The organism is Ureibacillus sp. FSL K6-8385, from assembly GCF_038593155.1.
In the GTDB taxonomy this organism is placed as follows: Bacteria; Bacillota; Bacilli; order Bacillales_A; family Planococcaceae; genus Ureibacillus; species Ureibacillus terrenus.
Map to the genome: position 1 here is coordinate 2,660,438 of NZ_CP151968.1, position 16,682 is coordinate 2,677,119.

18 protein-coding genes are annotated in these 16,682 nt (G+C 41.3%); 1 reads left to right on the forward strand and 17 read right to left on the reverse strand.

The genetic code is table 11. The features are described from left to right. Positions 1-3: 3 nt before the first annotated feature. The 14 genes from rpmC to NST62_RS13340 form a co-directional block, all read right to left on the reverse strand. Positions 4-204: a 50S ribosomal protein L29 gene (gene rpmC / locus NST62_RS13275; RefSeq protein WP_141601975.1), complete on the reverse strand. Its 201-nt coding sequence runs from the start codon at positions 202-204 to the stop codon at positions 4-6. After that, the gene (gene rplP, locus NST62_RS13280; protein WP_141601976.1) at positions 194-628 is read right to left on the reverse strand and encodes a 50S ribosomal protein L16; all 435 of its coding nucleotides are present in this window, start codon (positions 626-628) and stop codon (positions 194-196) included. Before rplP ends, rpmC begins: the two co-directional genes overlap by 11 nt. Positions 629-630: 2 nt before the next feature. After that, positions 631-1,287 carry a 30S ribosomal protein S3 gene (gene rpsC / locus NST62_RS13285; protein ID WP_141601977.1) on the reverse strand — a complete coding sequence of 219 codons (657 nt, stop codon included), beginning with the start codon at positions 1,285-1,287 and terminating at the stop codon, positions 631-633. Between the two features lie 2 nt (positions 1,288-1,289). Next, the gene (gene rplV / locus NST62_RS13290) at positions 1,290-1,637 is read right to left on the reverse strand and encodes a 50S ribosomal protein L22 (protein WP_141601978.1); all 348 of its coding nucleotides are present in this window, start codon (positions 1,635-1,637) and stop codon (positions 1,290-1,292) included. Positions 1,638-1,659: 22 nt separating this feature from the next. Next, positions 1,660-1,938 (reverse strand): 30S ribosomal protein S19, encoded by a 279-nt coding sequence (gene rpsS, locus NST62_RS13295; RefSeq protein WP_141601979.1) that lies wholly within the window; start codon positions 1,936-1,938, stop codon positions 1,660-1,662. 60 nt (positions 1,939-1,998) lie between these two features. Then, on the reverse strand, positions 1,999-2,829 hold the full coding sequence (gene rplB, locus NST62_RS13300) for a 50S ribosomal protein L2 (RefSeq protein ID WP_141601980.1): 831 nt from the start codon (positions 2,827-2,829) through the stop codon (positions 1,999-2,001). Positions 2,830-2,875: 46 nt separating this feature from the next. Continuing rightward, a complete protein-coding gene (rplW, locus tag NST62_RS13305) occupies positions 2,876-3,160 on the reverse strand; it encodes a 50S ribosomal protein L23 (RefSeq protein ID WP_141601981.1) in 285 nt (94 codons plus the stop codon). Then, entirely contained in the window at positions 3,160-3,783 is a 624-nt protein-coding gene (gene rplD, locus NST62_RS13310) for a 50S ribosomal protein L4 (protein ID WP_141601982.1), read from the reverse strand. Before rplD ends, rplW begins: the two co-directional genes overlap by 1 nt. A 29-nt stretch (positions 3,784-3,812) precedes the next feature. Next, positions 3,813-4,445, reverse strand: coding sequence for a 50S ribosomal protein L3 (gene rplC, locus NST62_RS13315; RefSeq protein WP_342462972.1), 633 nt, complete (start codon positions 4,443-4,445; stop codon positions 3,813-3,815). 42 nt (positions 4,446-4,487) lie between these two features. After that, entirely contained in the window at positions 4,488-4,796 is a 309-nt protein-coding gene (rpsJ, locus tag NST62_RS13320; RefSeq protein ID WP_016839367.1) for a 30S ribosomal protein S10, read from the reverse strand. Between the two features lie 480 nt (positions 4,797-5,276). After that, on the reverse strand, positions 5,277-7,238 hold the full coding sequence (locus tag NST62_RS13325) for an ABC transporter permease (RefSeq protein WP_342462973.1): 1,962 nt from the start codon (positions 7,236-7,238) through the stop codon (positions 5,277-5,279). Beyond that, a complete protein-coding gene (locus NST62_RS13330; RefSeq protein WP_342462974.1) occupies positions 7,225-7,989 on the reverse strand; it encodes an ABC transporter ATP-binding protein in 765 nt (254 codons plus the stop codon). The genes NST62_RS13325 and NST62_RS13330 overlap by 14 nt, the downstream gene beginning before the upstream one ends. Before the next feature lie 104 nt (positions 7,990-8,093). Continuing rightward, on the reverse strand, positions 8,094-9,086 hold the full coding sequence (locus NST62_RS13335) for a sensor histidine kinase (RefSeq protein WP_342462975.1): 993 nt from the start codon (positions 9,084-9,086) through the stop codon (positions 8,094-8,096). After that, positions 9,083-9,760, reverse strand: coding sequence for a response regulator transcription factor (locus NST62_RS13340; RefSeq protein WP_328215847.1), 678 nt, complete (start codon positions 9,758-9,760; stop codon positions 9,083-9,085). The genes NST62_RS13335 and NST62_RS13340 overlap by 4 nt, the downstream gene beginning before the upstream one ends. Positions 9,761-9,920: 160 nt before the next feature. On the opposite strand from NST62_RS13340, the gene NST62_RS13345 reads away from it, so the two are divergent. Next, positions 9,921-10,808, forward strand: coding sequence for a LysR family transcriptional regulator (locus tag NST62_RS13345; RefSeq protein WP_141601988.1), 888 nt, complete (start codon positions 9,921-9,923; stop codon positions 10,806-10,808). A gap of 76 nt (positions 10,809-10,884) precedes the next feature. Here NST62_RS13345 and NST62_RS13350 read toward each other — a convergent pair whose 3' ends face one another. From NST62_RS13350 to fusA, 3 genes are all read right to left on the reverse strand, one after another. Beyond that, a complete protein-coding gene (locus NST62_RS13350) occupies positions 10,885-13,074 on the reverse strand; it encodes a malate synthase G (protein WP_141601989.1) in 2,190 nt (729 codons plus the stop codon). A gap of 192 nt (positions 13,075-13,266) precedes the next feature. Beyond that, positions 13,267-14,454 (reverse strand): elongation factor Tu, encoded by a 1,188-nt coding sequence (gene tuf, locus NST62_RS13355; RefSeq protein ID WP_342462976.1) that lies wholly within the window; start codon positions 14,452-14,454, stop codon positions 13,267-13,269. A 121-nt stretch (positions 14,455-14,575) separates the two neighbouring features. Further along, a complete protein-coding gene (gene fusA / locus NST62_RS13360) occupies positions 14,576-16,651 on the reverse strand; it encodes an elongation factor G (RefSeq protein ID WP_342462977.1) in 2,076 nt (691 codons plus the stop codon). Between the last annotated feature and the right edge of the window lie 31 nt (positions 16,652-16,682).

A 16,682-nucleotide genomic window follows, 5' to 3' on the forward strand; every position in this document is an offset into this window, starting at 1 on the left:
TCATTACTTTTCTCCACTGATTTCTCTTTCACGGATCACAGTTTTCATACGTGCAATCGTTTTACGTACTTCACGGATACGAGCTGTATTTTCTAATTGACCAGTCGCTAATTGGAAACGAAGGTTGAAAAGCTCTTCTTTTAACGCTTTGATTTTCATTTCGATTTCAGGAGTGGCAAGTTCGCGGATTTCTTTAGCTTTCATTAGAATCACCACCAGTTTCTTGACGTTTCACAATTTTACATTTTACAGGAAGTTTATGTGATGCCAAACGAAGAGCTTCGCGTGCAACTTCTTCAGATACACCGGCAACTTCGAACATAACTTTTCCTGGTTTTACTACAGCTACCCAACCTTCTGGAGAACCTTTACCGGAACCCATCCGTACTTCAAGCGGTTTTTTCGTATATGGTTTGTGCGGGAAGATTTTAATCCAAACTTTACCGCCACGTTTCATGTGACGAGTCATCGCAATACGGGCTGCTTCAATTTGGCGGTTTGTCACCCAGCTTGCAGTTGTAGCTTGAAGGCCCCATTCACCAAATTGCACCTCTGTACCGCCTTTTGCTCTGCCTTTCATTCGGCCACGATGTTCGCGACGATATTTCACGCGTTTTGGCATTAACATAATTATTTTCCTCCTTCCGCAGAGTTTTTCTTCGTAGGAAGGACCTCACCACGATAAATCCATACTTTCACGCCCAATTTTCCGTATGTTGTATCCGCTTCTGCATGAGCGTAATCGATGTCAGCGCGAAGAGTATGAAGTGGTACAGTTCCTTCACTGTAATGTTCTGCACGGGCAATATCTGCACCGCCTAGACGACCGGATACTTGTGTTTTAATCCCTTTTGCTCCTGCGCGCATTGCACGTTGGATTGCTTGTTTTTGTGCGCGGCGGAATGAAACGCGGTTTTCAAGTTGACGCGCAATATTTTCTGCCACTAATTTTGCATCAAGATCAGGTTTTTTGATTTCAACAATGTTGATGTGCACACGTTTACCAGTTAGATCGCTTAAATATTTGCGCAAGCTTTCTACTTCTGCACCGCCTTTACCGATTACCATTCCAGGCTTCGCAGTGTGGATTGTAATGTTCACTCGATTGGCTGCACGTTCAATTTCTACTTTAGAAACCGCTGCATCTTTTAATGTTGTTTCGATATATTTACGGATTTTTAAATCTTCGTGAAGTAATTCGGCGTAATCTTTTTCAGCGTACCATCTTGATTCCCAGTCACGAATGATGCCGAGGCGCAATCCGTTTGGATGTACTTTTTGACCCAAAATTAACCCTCCTTCTTCTCAGATACCACTACAGTAATGTGGCTTGTGCGTTTATTAATTGCGCTTGCACGACCTTGCGCACGTGGACGATAACGTTTTAATGTTGGACCTTCATCAACATAAATTTCGGAAATGTATAAATTGTTAGGATCTAAATCGTAATTGTGCTCAGCATTTGCAACTGCAGATTTTAATACTTTCTCAACGACTGGAGACGCCGCTTTTGGAGTATGACGTAAAATCGCAACTGCTTCTCCTACTTGCTTGCCTCTGATCAAATCAACCACTAAACGTACTTTGCGAGGTGCAATTCGGACTGTGCGAGCAACAGCTTTGGCTTTTGTTGTCATCAGGATCTACCTCCTCTCAAAATTAGCGTCTTGTTTTTTTGTCATCATTACCGTGGCCTTTGTAAGTCCGAGTCGGTACGAACTCACCAAGTTTGTGGCCTACCATATCTTCCGTAATATATACAGGAACATGTTTGCGTCCGTCATAAACCGCGATTGTCAATCCGACGAAGTTAGGGAAGATTGTTGAACGGCGAGACCAAGTTTTGATTACTTGTTTTTTCTCTTGACCTTGTTGTGCTTCCACTTTTTTCATTAAATGTTCATCACAAAATGGTCCTTTTTTCAAGCTGCGACCCATTTAGTAACCTCCCTCCGTGATTTCACTACTGTTCTTCGCTTGGAAAGTAGCTTTACCACATTATTTTTTACGTGCACGAATAATGAATTTATCAGATTTGTTGCGTTTCTTGCGAGTTTTGAAACCAAGAGCAGGTTTGCCCCAAGGTGTCATTGGAGATTTGCGTCCGATTGGCGCTTTACCTTCACCACCACCATGTGGGTGATCCACAGGGTTCATTACAGAACCGCGTACAGTAGGGCGTTTGCCTAACCAGCGGGAACGACCGGCTTTACCGATGTTTACCAGTTCATGGGATTCGTTACCAACTTGACCGATTGTTGCGCGGCAAGTCGCCAAAATTAAACGTACTTCACCAGATTGAAGACGTACAATCACATATTTGCCTTCACGGCCTAATACTTGTGCAGAAGCACCTGCAGCACGAACTAATTGTCCGCCTTTTCCTGGTTTCAACTCGATGTTATGGATTGTTGTACCCATTGGAATGTTTGCAAGCGGTAATGCATTACCCACTTTGATATCCGCATCCGGACCGGACATGATTTCTTGACCTACTTGCAATCCTTTTGGAGCAATAATATAGCGTTTTTCACCATCTGCATAATTAATTAACGCAATATTTGCTGAGCGGTTTGGATCGTATTCGATTGTAGCAACGCGTCCTGGAATGCCATCTTTGTCACGTTTGAAATCGATGATACGATATTGACGCTTGTGTCCACCGCCATGGTGACGAACAGTGATTTTACCTTGGTTGTTGCGGCCAGCTTTGCGTTTCAATGGCACTAATAATGATTTTTCCGGCGTATCAGTTGTGATTTCCGAAAAGTCAAATGATGTCATGTTACGACGACCATTTGAGGTTGGTTTATATTTTTTAATCGCCATGTTATTTCCCTCCTTCTTTTCGTATCAGAACCATTTCGTTTTGCGATTAGATGTCAAAAATTTCGATCTCTTTGCTGTCAGGGGTTAATGTTACAATCGCTTTGCGGCGTCTGTTTGTTACGCCTTGGAATTTACCGACGCGTTTTGCTTTTCCTTTGTAGTTCATGATGTTAACTTTTGCAACTTTCACGCCGAAAATTTCTTCAACTGCATCTTTTACTTGCGTTTTATTCGCACGGAGATCCACTTCGAACGTATATTTTTTGTCAGCCATTAATTCAGTGGAACGCTCAGTAATGACCGGACGTTTGATGACATCACGCGCATCCATTACCCAAGCACCTCCTCAACTTTTTCTACTGCAGCTTTCGTGAATACAACTTTGTCATGACCTAATAAGTCAAGAACGTTGATTCCGTTAGCTGTAATCACAGTTACGCCTGGGATGTTACGTGCAGATAATGTCACGTTTTCATCTAAATCAGCTGTAACGAACAATGCTTTTGAATCGATTTTTAGGTTGTTTAAAATTTGTTTGAAATCTTTTGTTTTTGGCGCATCTAGCTTTAACGCATCTAAAACTAGGAAATTTTGTTCGTTCACTTTTGCGGATAAAGCAGATTTAAGAGCTAAGCGACGAACTTTTTTCGGAAGTTTATAGCTGTAGCTTCTTGGTTGTGGACCAAATACTACACCACCACCACGCCATTGAGGAGCTCGGATTGAACCTTGGCGAGCGCGTCCAGTTCCTTTTTGGCGCCATGGTTTTCTACCACCACCAGAAACTTCAGAGCGGTTCTTTACTTTGTGTGTACCTTGACGTAGAGAAGCGCGTTGAGCGATTACTGCGTCGAATAATACGGCTTCGTTTGGTTCGATACCGAAAATTTCATCATTCAATTCGATTTCACCAACTGAAGCACCAGTTTGACTAAGAACAGTTACCTTTGTCATTCCTGTTTCCTCCTTTCTCCATCTGTATATTATTTAGATTTTTTAACAGCAGATTTTACGATTACCAAAGATTTGCGGGCACCTGGAACATTTCCTTTGATTAATAGCAAATTGCGTTCCGGAATGACTTTTACAATTTGCAAGTTTTGGATTGTCACTCGTTCGCCGCCTGTACGTCCAGGCAAGTTTTTCGTTTTGAATACACGGTTTGGAGCGATGGCCCCCATTGAACCAGGACGACGGTGATAACGGGAACCGTGAGCCATAGATCCGCGGGATTGTCCGTGGCGTTTGATTACACCTTGGAAACCTTTACCTTTTGATGTTCCTGTTACATCTACCCAATCGCCTTCTGCGAAAATATCTACTTTGACTTCTTGACCAACTTCGTAATCATCCAAATTAACTCCGCGAATCTCACGAATGAAGCGCTTAGGTGCTGTGTTAGCTTTTGCAACATGCCCTTTTTCAGGTTTGTTCGCAAGTTTTTCGCGTTTATCTTCAAAACCTAATTGGATTGCTTCGTAACCATCGTTTTCGATTGTTTTCTTTTGAAGCACTACGTTAGGAGTCGCTTCAACAACTGTTACAGGTATTAAATCACCGTTCTCGGCGAAAACTTGCGTCATGCCGATTTTTCTACCTAAGATTCCTTTGGTCATTTGTCACACCTCCTGTGGTTATAAAAAATTTTTATTGTTCAATTAAAGCTTGATTTCAATGTCAACACCAGACGGTAAATCAAGTTTCATTAGCGCATCAACTGTTTGTGGAGTTGGGTTGATGATGTCGATTAAACGTTTATGTGTACGCATTTCGAATTGTTCACGGGAATCTTTGTATTTGTGAACAGCCCGAAGGATTGTGTACACAGTTTTTTCAGTTGGCAACGGAATCGGACCTGATACGCTAGCACCTGAACGTTTAGCAGTTTCGACAATTTTTTCTGCTGATTGATCTAAAACTCTGTGATCATACGCTTTTAAACGGATACGGATTTTTTGTTTTGCCATTATTTTCCCTCCTTTTCGCCTAATTACTAGACATTCTCCACGGAAATTTCCCGCACACTCGCCATGGCAAAGCGGCCGGGTGTGTCGGCAACCTTCCGCTTCATCGCAGTCAAAGACCAACATTCAACATTATAAACAATTACATAGTACTTAGCAAGTGTTTTCGTAAATTTGCTGATTAATTATAGATTTTTCTTTTTTATTCCCTGAGCTGTTTTATAGTATATAGGAGGATTTTATTTAAATCAACTCCAATAAAATTCTGAAAATTCCCCTCTATTTTCACATAAATAGAATGCTGCTCTTTCATTAAAATTAGACAAGTTTTCATTTATAATAGGAACATTTTTCACCTGCCGAAAGGTTACGGCAATCAGAATGAATGCAAAAAAGTGGTCAGCGGCATCCAATGATACGAGCCAACCACTTGTTTACGGAGTCTGAAAATTCAGTTTCTACCTATATTAATAGCCTCCAATTTTATAATGCTTCTTTTACTATTTTTTTATAATAGAAAACGGATAAAATGCCAAATACCATGTACATGGATACATAGAATAAAATGATGATGATCATTGGTGTCACCATTTCTGAACCGAACAGCCACCAGCCGGATTTCACTGCAAAGTAACTGTGCAGAAGGCCGATCATAAGCGGCATCCCAAAATTGAACAATTGTTTTACGTAAATTCCGCGCATTAACTCGCCATTGGAGAATCCGATTTTACGCAAAATCGTATAGGACTCCCTTTCATCTTCCGCTTCACCCATTTGTTTAAAGTAAAGAATGCTTCCCGTTGTCAATAAAAAGGCCATCCCCAAAAACCCGGTCACAAAAATGGTCATCCCGTTCAGCGCTATATTTCCATCGTAATATTCTTTGTAAGTTTTTTGATAATCATATTCGATGATTTTTCTTTCCCTCAAGTTTTTATATAATGTTTCGGCCTTTTCACGGTCTTTTTCATTTACTAAATTGATACCGATTTGAGTTGAAATTTCAGGATTTTGATTTTTTTGTATTTCATCAAATAATTCATCTGTCACAATCAAAACTGGTGAACTGGCACTTGCCAACACGGATAGGAAAAATTCATCTTCCCTTACGTCTTTAATGAATAAAGAGTAATTCTTTTCACCGGCATGTATACGAATCTTCTTTCCGCTTTCCAACGGCAGTAATTCGGATAATATATCTACATAGCTTGTAATAATGGTTTCCCCGTCATTCAATCGGGCTTCCGGATTGATTGCTTTATAATCCGACAAAGGGACGACCGGTGATATTGCATCCTGATTGATATTGATATACCCGGCATCCTTTTCATCCAGATTAAATAAATCGGACATTTTGACATTTACCATTGAAAGATGGAAGGTTGTTTTTTCATATTCAATTCCTTCTGCCTCAAGCTGATTCAAAAATTCAATCCCTTTATTATCAAACAAAATGTAGTCAAATGGCGATAACCGTTTCGCATCTGCTTCCGAAGAATAGTAGGAAATATAAGACAGGGTCATAATCCCGACTGCCAATCCTGTCAATACGGTAATCAAGGTAAGGGAGCTGGCATTTCCCTTCATGCGGTGCATAATTGTTGTAACACCTAAAACATCCGTTATTTTTAAATACCCTTTTTTGCTTTTCCGGATCAAGTTCATAATCAGCGCAACGGAATATCGGAAAAATAAATAAGTGCCCAAAATGCTTGAACCCAAAATCAGCAGCATATTGACCAACAAGTTGTTTGTGGTGGCCCCCTCCACGCTGAAAAGTCTCGTGGAATCGTAATACCCATAAGCAATCAAACAAATTCCTACGATTCCCATCATCATATGGAAGGGGCTGAACTTTTTTACCCGCTCATCGGCTTTTTTTTCCGCATTAAATAATGATAACAGGGATGCTTTTCGAATCATGATGAAAATTTGAATCATGACCACCGCTAATAAAAGCGCAAAAATAATGAGCGATTTTGAAAAGGCCGTCATGGAAAACGATAAACTGACAATCGCATCATTTTTCATTAACTTCATTAAGATCATGGCAAAAAAACGTGATGCCACAAATCCCAACACCATCCCGATTCCGGCCGCCAACGAAAACAGCACAACATTTTCAATCAATAATAACCGAAAGACAAAACCTTTGGTCATTCCGATCAATTGATATAACCCGATTTCTTTACTGCGGCGTTTCATAAAAATTTGATTCGCATAAAGGATGAAAAAGATCAGAATAAAATATAAAACATAGGTGATGGATTCAAAACCCGCCGTTGCGGTGCCGCTTGCTTCCAGCGCCTCGATGACGGAAGGATTGTATTGGATGGTGACGAACGAAAAGCAAAGGGTTACGCTAAAAATCAATGCGAAGAAATATAAATAGTAATGTTTAACATTTTTCTTCATGCTTCTCAGCACCAGGCTAGTTAATGTCATAACCATCACCGCCCAACACTTTTTGAGTATTTAAAATGTCTTGGAAAAATGCCTGTCTCGTTTTATCCCCTTTATAAAGTTCCGTATATATTTGGCCGTCTTTCAAGAACAACACTCGGCTGCAAAAGCTGGCGGCCACCGGGTCATGGGTCACCATCATAATGGTTGCCCCTCTTTCCTTATTGATGTTTTCCAAATTTGCCAACAAATCCGTCGCCGCTTTGGAATCAAGGGCCCCGGTCGGCTCATCGGCAAAAACGATGGAAGGTTCCGCAATCAACGCCCTTGCCGCCGATGTTCTTTGCTTTTGTCCACCGGATATTTCATTCGGATATTTATTTAAAATATCTGCGATGCCTAAGTATTCAACCAGCATTGCCAGGCGTTTTTCCGCCACCTTTTTTGGCACTTTGCTGATCGATAATGGCAACAGAATGTTTTCTTTTACCGTTAATGTATCCAATAGGTTATATTCCTGGAAAATAAATCCCAAATGCTCCCGTCGGAATTTCGCCAAATCCCGTTCTTTCATTTTTTTCAACGGTTTCCCGTTGATTTCAACAATCCCTTCCGTCGGAAAATCAATAGAGCAAAGAACATTTAATAAAGTCGTTTTTCCCGAACCGGAAGGCCCCATGATGCCTACGAATTCCCCTTCATGCACTTCCAGGTCGATCCCTTTTATCACTTCTTGTTTCAACGTACGCTTTCCGTAGGTTTTTCTTATTTTTCTAGCCACTAAAACAGCCATTTCGTCAACCCCTTGTATCGATTCGTTACCTACATTGTACACATTCCGCTTCTTCCAATCGTTCGATTCTCGTGACAAATAAAAAATGGCAAATGACATTTTTGTCACATACCATAAGATTGAATGTATCGATTCTCAATAGGAAATCGGATTGTAAATGTCGTTCCGGCCCCAACCTGCGATTCCGCATGAATCGCAAGCCCCAGCTTTTCAGCCGATTCCTTCGCGAGATACAGCCCCATCCCTGTTGCAGCCGCTGTCTCTCTCCCAATCGTACCTGTGTAGGAACGCTGGAAAATGCGGGGCATGTCTTCAGCTCGAATCCCAACCCCGAAGTCTTGTATATGTAATAATAAATGCCCCTCTTGATCCCGGGTTGTAAATATATGAATCTCGCTGTTTTCATGGCTGTACTTCACCGCATTGGAGAAGATTTGGCGAATGATAAAACCAAGCCATTTGGCGTCGGTTGTCACGGTTTGTTTCAGATTCTTCGTTTCAACCCCGATTCCTTTTTCCATGCACCATGACCGGAAATCCTTGATTTGTTGATGAACAACTGTTTCCAAGCAGACCTTTTCCAGCCGGTTATCTTTTTCGATCGTCGAAAGCCTTGTTTCATGGAGCTTTTGGTCAAGCAGCAAATACAGGCGGACCCATTCTTTTTCAATTTTCTCTCTCAATGCATAAGGTTCTACTTGTTCCACGATTAATTTCATGGCAGTCATCGGCGATTTCATTTCATGCACCCACGCCAGCATCTCATCCTGTTGTTCAAGCATTTCTATTTTCATTTGGTGAAATGCTTCTTCCAGTTCCCTGTATTGCTTTTGAAAATGGGCAATGTACTTTCGCTGAAAAGGCGATAAAAGCTCTTCGTTGATCGGTTGCTCACAAATGGCTTTAAGCTGTTTTGTTTCTCTCGCATAACGCCAAATCATAAAAAGGAAAAACAGCAAAAAATTCATAATGTTTACATATAGAATCGATACATTGGACAAACCGTTATCGATGAAAAACAACACATTCAGCCATACTTGCAAAAACAGGAAGAATAATATCCACGCTCTTCTTTCTTTTAAAAATAACCCAATCATTTTGTCACCGCCATGTATCCAAGTCCTTTTTTCGTGACAATCACATCCCTTAATCCAATTTCATCCAAACGTTGGCGCAGACGATTGACATTGACCGTTAATGTATTATCGTTCACAAACCGCTCATCATCCCAAAGTTTGCGCATGAGTTCATCGCGGGAAACAATTTTGTCCACGGAAGCCAGCAATGTTTTTAAAATAAACAATTCATTTTTCGTCAGTTCCACCATTTTCCCCTGATATTGAACAGTTCCTTTGTCATAATCAATCACAGCCCCGTTCCATCTTGCAACATGTTGCGCTTTTTCCCCATAATCATAGGTTCTTCTCAAAATGGCCTGAACCTTTGCAAGCAACACTTCCATATGGAAAGGTTTCTGAACAAAATCGTCCGCCCCCATCTGCATGGCCATCACCATATCCATTGGATGATCCCTTGAAGATAAAAATAATATCGGCACTTTCGAAATGGCCCGGATTTCTCGGCACCAATGGAAGCCATCAAAAGCCGGCAGTTGAATATCGATGATAACCAGATGCGGCTGCTCTTCCAAGAAGTCATCCATCACCTTTTTAAAATCTTTTGGTCCTACGACTTCCATCGACCATTGGCTGAAACGTTCTTTGATTAAATTGAAAATAGATGGGTCATCTTCAATTAAAAAAATTTTCATTTTTTCAACCACCCCATCAATTGCCAGTTTTATTTATTGTAATTTATTTTGGCATTTGTGTAAGAAAATCCATTTTTAAATCCTTTTTCATTAGAAAAATCTCTTTTAATCAGTATAATGGAACAAAGGACAATCGTGCATTTAAAAGGAGATGTTGTTTGTGGACATCCGCCAGATCGAATATTTTACTGAAGTCGCAAAACATTTAAGTTTCACGAAAGCTGCTTCCACTTTGCATGTTTCCCAGCCCTCCATCAGTAAAGCGATTCAAAATTTAGAAGCGGAACTGGGTGTTCCCCTTTTTTACCGTTCCTCCAAACAGCTGGAGCTGACGGATGCAGGCAAAGCCGTATTGGCAAATGCCCAGCAGGTGCTCGCTGCCTTTAAAAATTTACGATCGGAATTAACGGATTTGATGGAGCTGAAGAAGGGCGAAATCCGGATCGGCATTCCCCCGATCGTAGGAGTGGAGTTTTTTTCAAAATTGATCAGTTTGTATAAAGAGAAGTATCCTTACATTGAAATCAAGTTAACGGAAGTAGGAACGAAAAAGATCCGCCAAGGGGTCGAGGAGGGGGAACTGGATATCGGGCTCATCTGCAATCTTTGTGTTTCAAATGACCAATTGGAAACCATCGGCATTTTGAAAGATCCATTAATGTTAATTGTTCATAAAGATCATCCTCTTGCGAAACTCCCTTCCGTTGAAATGTCCCAATTGGAAAAAGAATCTTTTATTATTTATCGCAAAGATTTTACATTGTACGACCGTATTATAGAAGAATGCTCCAAACATGGCTTTTATCCGACGATTGCCTGCGAATCGTCCCAAAAAGATTTAATCGTTGAAATGGTGGCTGCGAAGGTGGGCATTGCCTTGCTGCCGAAAAAGATCTGCGAAAAACTTCAAAACGATAAAATTGTTTCCATTCCGTTTCAACAGGAAAATCTTTTTCTTGAGCTTGGTCTGACCTGGAGAAAGAATAAGTATTTGTCTTTTGCCGTACGGGAATTTATTGAATTGGCCCGGCAATTTATAAACAAATAAAAAGACATCCTTCCAAACAGAAGATTCCATTTGGAAGAGATGCCTTTTTTATATATTAAGGGATGTCTTTAACAAATTAATTCGCACTTACGACACCGTATTTTTGTTTCGCTTCCAGGCGCCGTTTGTGAAGAATCGGCTCTGTATAGCCGTTTGGCTGTTCATAGCCTTTGAAGATGAGGTCGCAAGCGGCTTGGAAACCGACAGACTCTTCAAAGTTTGGAGCCATAGGGCGATAGTTTGGATCGCCTTCGTTTTGTTTATCTACAACAACCGCCATGCGTTTCAATGTTTCATATACTTGTTCTTTTGTTACAATTCCATGGTGCAGCCAGTTTGCGATATGTTGGCTGGAAATGCGTAGAGTAGCACGGTCTTCCATTAAACCGATATTGTTAATGTCAGGCACTTTGGAGCATCCTACCCCTTGCTCTACCCAGCGAATCACGTATCCTAATATTCCTTGGCAGTTGTTGTCCAATTCTTCCTGGATTTCTTCTTTGCTCCAGTTTGGATTTTTCTCGACAGGGATTTGCAGCATTTCATCCTGCAAATCTTCTAAATCTCCAGTGTTTGTGATATTTTGCTGTACTTCTTTTACGTTCACCAAGTGATAGTGGATGGCATGCAATGTTGCAGCTGTCGGTGATGGCACCCATGCCGTATTGGCGCCCGCTTTTGGATGGGCAATTTTTTGCTCAAGCATGGCTGCCATTAAGTCAGGCATTGCCCACATTCCTTTACCAATCTGAGCGTGCCCTTGCAATCCGCAATTTAATCCCACAAGCACATTGGATTTTTCGTATGCATTTAACCAAACGGATGATTTCATATGATTTTTGCGGATCATCGGGCCGGCTTCCATGGATGTATGGATTTCGTCGCCTGTTCTGTCCAAGAATCCAGTGTTGATGAAAATAATGCGTTCTTTTACTTCTTTGATGCAGTTTTTCAAGTTGAGCGATGTACGGCGTTCTTCATCCATTACACCGACTTTTAATGTGTAGCGTTCAAGGCCGAGCAGATCTTCAATGCGGCCGAATAATTTGTTTGTAAACGCCACTTCTTTGGAGCCGTGCATTTTTGGTTTTACGATGTAAATAGAACCTTTTTTGGAATTTTTGTATTTTGTTTTGCCTAAAATGTCAAGTTTGGCAATTAAGCTTGTAATCACGCCATCCATAATGCCTTCAGGGATTTCTTCCCCATTTTTATCTAAAATGGCATTTGTCGTCATTAAGTGGCCTACATTGCGGACAAACATTAACGAACGGCCAGGCAATGTAAATTCATTGCCGTTAAGATCCTTATATACCCGGTCTGGATTTAAAGTACGAGTGATCGTTTTGGAGCCTTTTTCGAACGTTGCAGATAAATCGCCACGAACCAATCCCAGCCAGTTGCTGTAAACCAGCACTTTGTCTTCTGCATCCACGGCTGCAACGGAATCTTCGCAGTCCATGATAGTCGTTACGGCCGCTTCCAAAATGATGTCTTTAATGCCGGCCGGATCGTCTTTGCCAATAGGATGATTGCGATCGATCTGAATTTCGATATGCAAGTCATTGTTCTTTAATAAAACAACTGTCGGATCTTCTGGGGATCCATTATATCCCGCTGCTTTTGACTCGTCCTCAAGGCCCGTTTTATTGCCGTTTGAAAGAGTCACAACAAGCTTGCCATCTTCAATCGCATATTTTACGGCATCAAGATGGGAAGCGTCTTTTAATGGAACCGCTTGATCCAAAAATTTCTTAGAATATTCGATAACTTTTTGGCCACGGACTGGATTGTAGCCGCTTCCTTTTTCCGCTCCATCTTCTTCACTGATTGCGTCCGTTCCATATAATGCATCGTATAGACTTCCCCATCGGGCATTGGCTGCGTTCAATGCGTAACGCCCATTGCTTACCGGCACAACCAATTGAGGACCAGCTTGTACCGCCACTTCATCGTCCACGTTTTCTGTTGTCACTTCAAAATCTTCCACATTCGGCTCAATATAGCCAATCTCTTTTAAAAACTTTTTGTATTTATCGAAATCAAAGTTGCCCCGATTTTCCTTATGCCAGTTGTGGATGGCTTCTTCCAATTCTCTGCGTTTTTCAAGCAGCGCTTTGTTCTCAGGCGCCAAATCATGAACAATCTGATCAAATCCTGCCCAGAATTGATCTTGATCCACTTCAGCTTCAGGCAATACTTGGTTAACAAAATCGTATAATAATTTGTCTACTTGCAAGTTTCCTACTTGAACGTAATTTGCCATTCACCGCATCCCCCTCGATGTTATTGCAATCTCTTTTTCGAAGATATCATAATCTTCTTAATTTTTATTATAAAGGGAGAATAGTGCATAATTGAAATACATATTTTGAATAAACAATATTCTTTTTATCTATAGAGCATAAAAAAGCCATCTTGCAGATGTACTGCAAGATGGCCGGAATCGTAAGCCCAATTATTTAATGATTTCAGATACAGAACCTGCACCTACAGTGCGTCCACCTTCGCGGATAGAGAATTTAGTACCTTCTTCGATCGCGATTGGTGAAATCAATTCTACAGTCATTTCAACGTTGTCGCCAGGCATAACCATTTCTACGCCTTCTGGTAATGTGATTACGCCAGTAACGTCTGTTGTACGGAAGTAGAATTGTGGACGGTAGTTAGAGAAGAATGGAGTATGGCGTCCACCTTCTTCTTTTGATAGTACGTAAACTTGAGCTTTGAAAGTAGTGTGTGGTGTGATTGAACCTGGTTTTGCCAATACTTGACCGCGTTGTACTTCATCACGAGAGATACCGCGAAGAAGTGCACCGATGTTGTCACCAGCTTCTGCATAGTCAAGTAATTTACGGAACATTTCGATACCAGTTACAGTTGTTTTTAATGGTTCATCAGTTAAACCGATGATTTCTACTTCGTCACCAACTTGCAAGCGACCGCGTTCTACACGACCAGTAGCAACTGTACCACGACCAGTGATAGAGAATACGTCTTCTACTGGCATCATGAATGGTTTATCTGTTTCACGTTGTGGAGTTGGGATGTATTCGTCTACTGCATCCATTAATTCAACAATTTTAGCTTCCCATTCAGGATCTCCTTCAAGAGCTTTTAAAGCAGAACCTTTAATTACTGGAACTTCATCGCCTGGGAAGTCATATTCAGAAAGCAAGTCGCGAACTTCCATTTCTACTAATTCTAATAATTCTGGGTCGTCTACCATGTCACATTTGTTCAAGAATACTACAAGGTACGGTACACCTACTTGGCGAGAAAGCAAAATGTGTTCACGAGTTTGTGGCATTGGACCGTCTGCTGCAGATACTACTAGGATCGCACCGTCCATTTGAGCTGCACCAGTGATCATGTTTTTAACGTAGTCAGCGTGTCCTGGGCAGTCTACGTGTGCATAGTGGCGTTTATCTGTTTCATATTCAACGTGAGATGTGTTGATTGTGATACCACGTTCTCTTTCTTCTGGTGCGTTGTCGATTTGGTCATAAGATCTCGCTTCAGCTTTACCTTGTTTTGCAAGAACTGTAGCGATAGCAGCTGTTAAAGTAGTTTTACCGTGGTCAACGTGACCGATTGTACCAATGTTAACGTGTGGTTTTGAACGATCGAATTTTTCTTTAGCCATTAGAGAAAGCCTCCTATACTTTAAATTTTTTATTTTAAACTGTTGACAAGAAATGACTTTCTTGCCATACAATCAGAGCTTACAAATTATTTATACTTGATAAAAGGTGAGATTTCAATTATTATTCACCTTTATTTTTTTTGATAATTTCTTCGGCAATGGATTTTGGCACTTCTTCATAATGGTCGAACACCATTGAAAATGTACCGCGTCCTTGAGTTGCAGAACGCAATGTAGTTGCATATCCGAACATCTCGGCAAGCGGCACCATCGCACGAACTACTTGTGCATTACCGCGGGCTTCCATACCCTCAACACGGCCACGGCGTGCAGTTACGTGACCCATGATGTCGCCAAGATATTCTTCCGGAACGACAACTTCTACTTTCATGATTGGTTCAAGCAACACTGGCTCACATTTTTGAGCCGCATTTTTCAATGCCATTGATGCAGCAATTTTGAACGCCATTTCGCTGGAGTCGACTTCGTGGTAAGAACCATCGAAAAGTTTTGCCTTGATGTCGATGATTGGATATCCGGCAAGAACACCATTTTCCATCGCATCTTTTAATCCTGCTTCTACAGCCGGAATATATTCGCGAGGAACTACCCCGCCGACAATCGCATTTTCGAATTCGAAGCCTTTTCCTTCTTCGTTTGGCGAGAATTCGATCCATACGTGACCATATTGACCGCGACCACCGGATTGGCGAACAAATTTACCTTCAACTTGAGCAGTTTTGCGGAATGTTTCACGATAAGAAACTTGTGGAGCACCAACATTTGCTTCAACTTTGAATTCGCGTTTTAGACGGTCAACGATGATATCAAGGTGAAGCTCACCCATACCTGAGATGATTGTTTGACCTGTTTCTTGGTCTGTATGCGCACGGAATGTTGGGTCTTCTTCTTGAAGTTTTCCAAGCGCTGTACTCATTTTATCTTGGTCTGCTTTTGATTTTGGTTCAATAGCAACTGAGATAACTGGTTCTGGGAATTCCATTGATTCTAAGATAACAGGATGCTTGTCGTCACATAATGTGTCGCCAGTTACTGTATCTTTTAAACCAACTGCTGCAGCAATATCTCCTGCAAATACTTTTGTAATTTCTTCACGGTGATTTGCGTGCATTTGAAGGATACGTCCGATACGTTCGCGTTTATTTTTTGTAGCATTTAATACGTATGAACCGGATTCTAATACACCCGAATATACACGGAAGAATGTTAATTTACCTACATATGGGTCAGTCATAACTTTGAACGCCAATGCTGCGAATGGCTCATCATCGCTGGCGTGACGTTCTACTTCTTCTCCGTCAGGCGTTGTTCCTTTGATTGCAGGAATATCTATTGGTGCAGGCAAGTAGTCAACTACTGCATCAAGCATTAATTGTACACCTTTGTTTTTGAATGCACTACCGCAAAGTACAGGGAAGAATTCTACAGAGATTGTCGCTTTACGAATAGCTGCTTTTAGCTCTTCTACTGTAATTTCTTCACCAGAGAAGTATTTTTCCATTAATTCTTCGTCCAGTTCAGCCACTGCTTCGATAAGTTTTTCGCGGTATTCTTCCGCTTGCGCTTTGTATTCTTCAGGGATTTCACCTTGTTCGATTTCTGTTCCAAGGTCGTTTTTGTAGAAAGTGGCTTTCATTTCAACCAAATCGATGATACCATTGAATGTATCTTCTACACCGATCGGCAATTGAATCGGATGTGCATTCGCTTGCAAACGATCACGAAGCGTGCTTACTGAATATAAGAAATCGGCACCGATTTTATCCATTTTGTTTACAAATACGATCCGTGGAACACCGTATGTTGTTGCTTGGCGCCATACTGTTTCAGTTTGCGGCTCAACGCCGGATTGGGCATCTAGTACTGTAACCGCACCATCAAGTACACGCAATGAGCGTTCAACTTCTACTGTGAAGTCCACGTGCCCCGGAGTGTCGATGATGTTGATGCGGTGGCCTTTCCATTGAGCTGTTGTCGCAGCAGAAGTGATTGTAATACCGCGTTCCTGCTCTTGCTCCATCCAGTCCATTTGAGAGGCGCCTTCGTGAGTTTCACCAATTTTATGAATTTTACCAGTGTAATAAAGGATCCGCTCAGTTGTTGTTGTTTTACCAGCATCAATATGAGCCATAATCCCAATATTACGTGTATTCTCTAGAGAGAATTCGCGTTTCATAGGGGAATTGTCTCCTTCCATATTGGGTTTA

Bases quoted from the DNA above. Each gene is read 5' to 3' on its own strand.
- rpmC (WP_141601975.1), bottom strand. From the start codon at position 204: ATGAAAGCTAAAGAAATCCGCGAACTTGCCACTCCTGAAATCGAAATG.
- rplP (WP_141601976.1), bottom strand. From the start codon at position 628: ATGTTAATGCCAAAACGCGTGAAATATCGTCGCGAACATCGTGGCCGA.
- rplV (WP_141601978.1), bottom strand. From the start codon at position 1,637: ATGACAACAAAAGCCAAAGCTGTTGCTCGCACAGTCCGAATTGCACCT.
- rpsS (WP_141601979.1), bottom strand. From the start codon at position 1,938: ATGGGTCGCAGCTTGAAAAAAGGACCATTTTGTGATGAACATTTAATG.
- rplB (WP_141601980.1), bottom strand. From the start codon at position 2,829: ATGGCGATTAAAAAATATAAACCAACCTCAAATGGTCGTCGTAACATG.
- rplW (WP_141601981.1), bottom strand. From the start codon at position 3,160: ATGGATGCGCGTGATGTCATCAAACGTCCGGTCATTACTGAGCGTTCC.
- rplD (WP_141601982.1), bottom strand. From the start codon at position 3,783: ATGACAAAGGTAACTGTTCTTAGTCAAACTGGTGCTTCAGTTGGTGAA.
- rplC (WP_342462972.1), bottom strand. From the start codon at position 4,445: ATGACCAAAGGAATCTTAGGTAGAAAAATCGGCATGACGCAAGTTTTC.
- rpsJ (WP_016839367.1), bottom strand. From the start codon at position 4,796: ATGGCAAAACAAAAAATCCGTATCCGTTTAAAAGCGTATGATCACAGA.
- NST62_RS13325 (WP_342462973.1), bottom strand. From the start codon at position 7,238: ATGACATTAACTAGCCTGGTGCTGAGAAGCATGAAGAAAAATGTTAAA.
- NST62_RS13330 (WP_342462974.1), bottom strand. From the start codon at position 7,989: ATGGCTGTTTTAGTGGCTAGAAAAATAAGAAAAACCTACGGAAAGCGT.
- NST62_RS13335 (WP_342462975.1), bottom strand. From the start codon at position 9,086: ATGATTGGGTTATTTTTAAAAGAAAGAAGAGCGTGGATATTATTCTTC.
- NST62_RS13340 (WP_328215847.1), bottom strand. From the start codon at position 9,760: ATGAAAATTTTTTTAATTGAAGATGACCCATCTATTTTCAATTTAATC.
- NST62_RS13350 (WP_141601989.1), bottom strand. From the start codon at position 13,074: ATGGCAAATTACGTTCAAGTAGGAAACTTGCAAGTAGACAAATTATTA.
- tuf (WP_342462976.1), bottom strand. From the start codon at position 14,454: ATGGCTAAAGAAAAATTCGATCGTTCAAAACCACACGTTAACATTGGT.
- fusA (WP_342462977.1), bottom strand. From the start codon at position 16,651: ATGAAACGCGAATTCTCTCTAGAGAATACACGTAATATTGGGATTATG.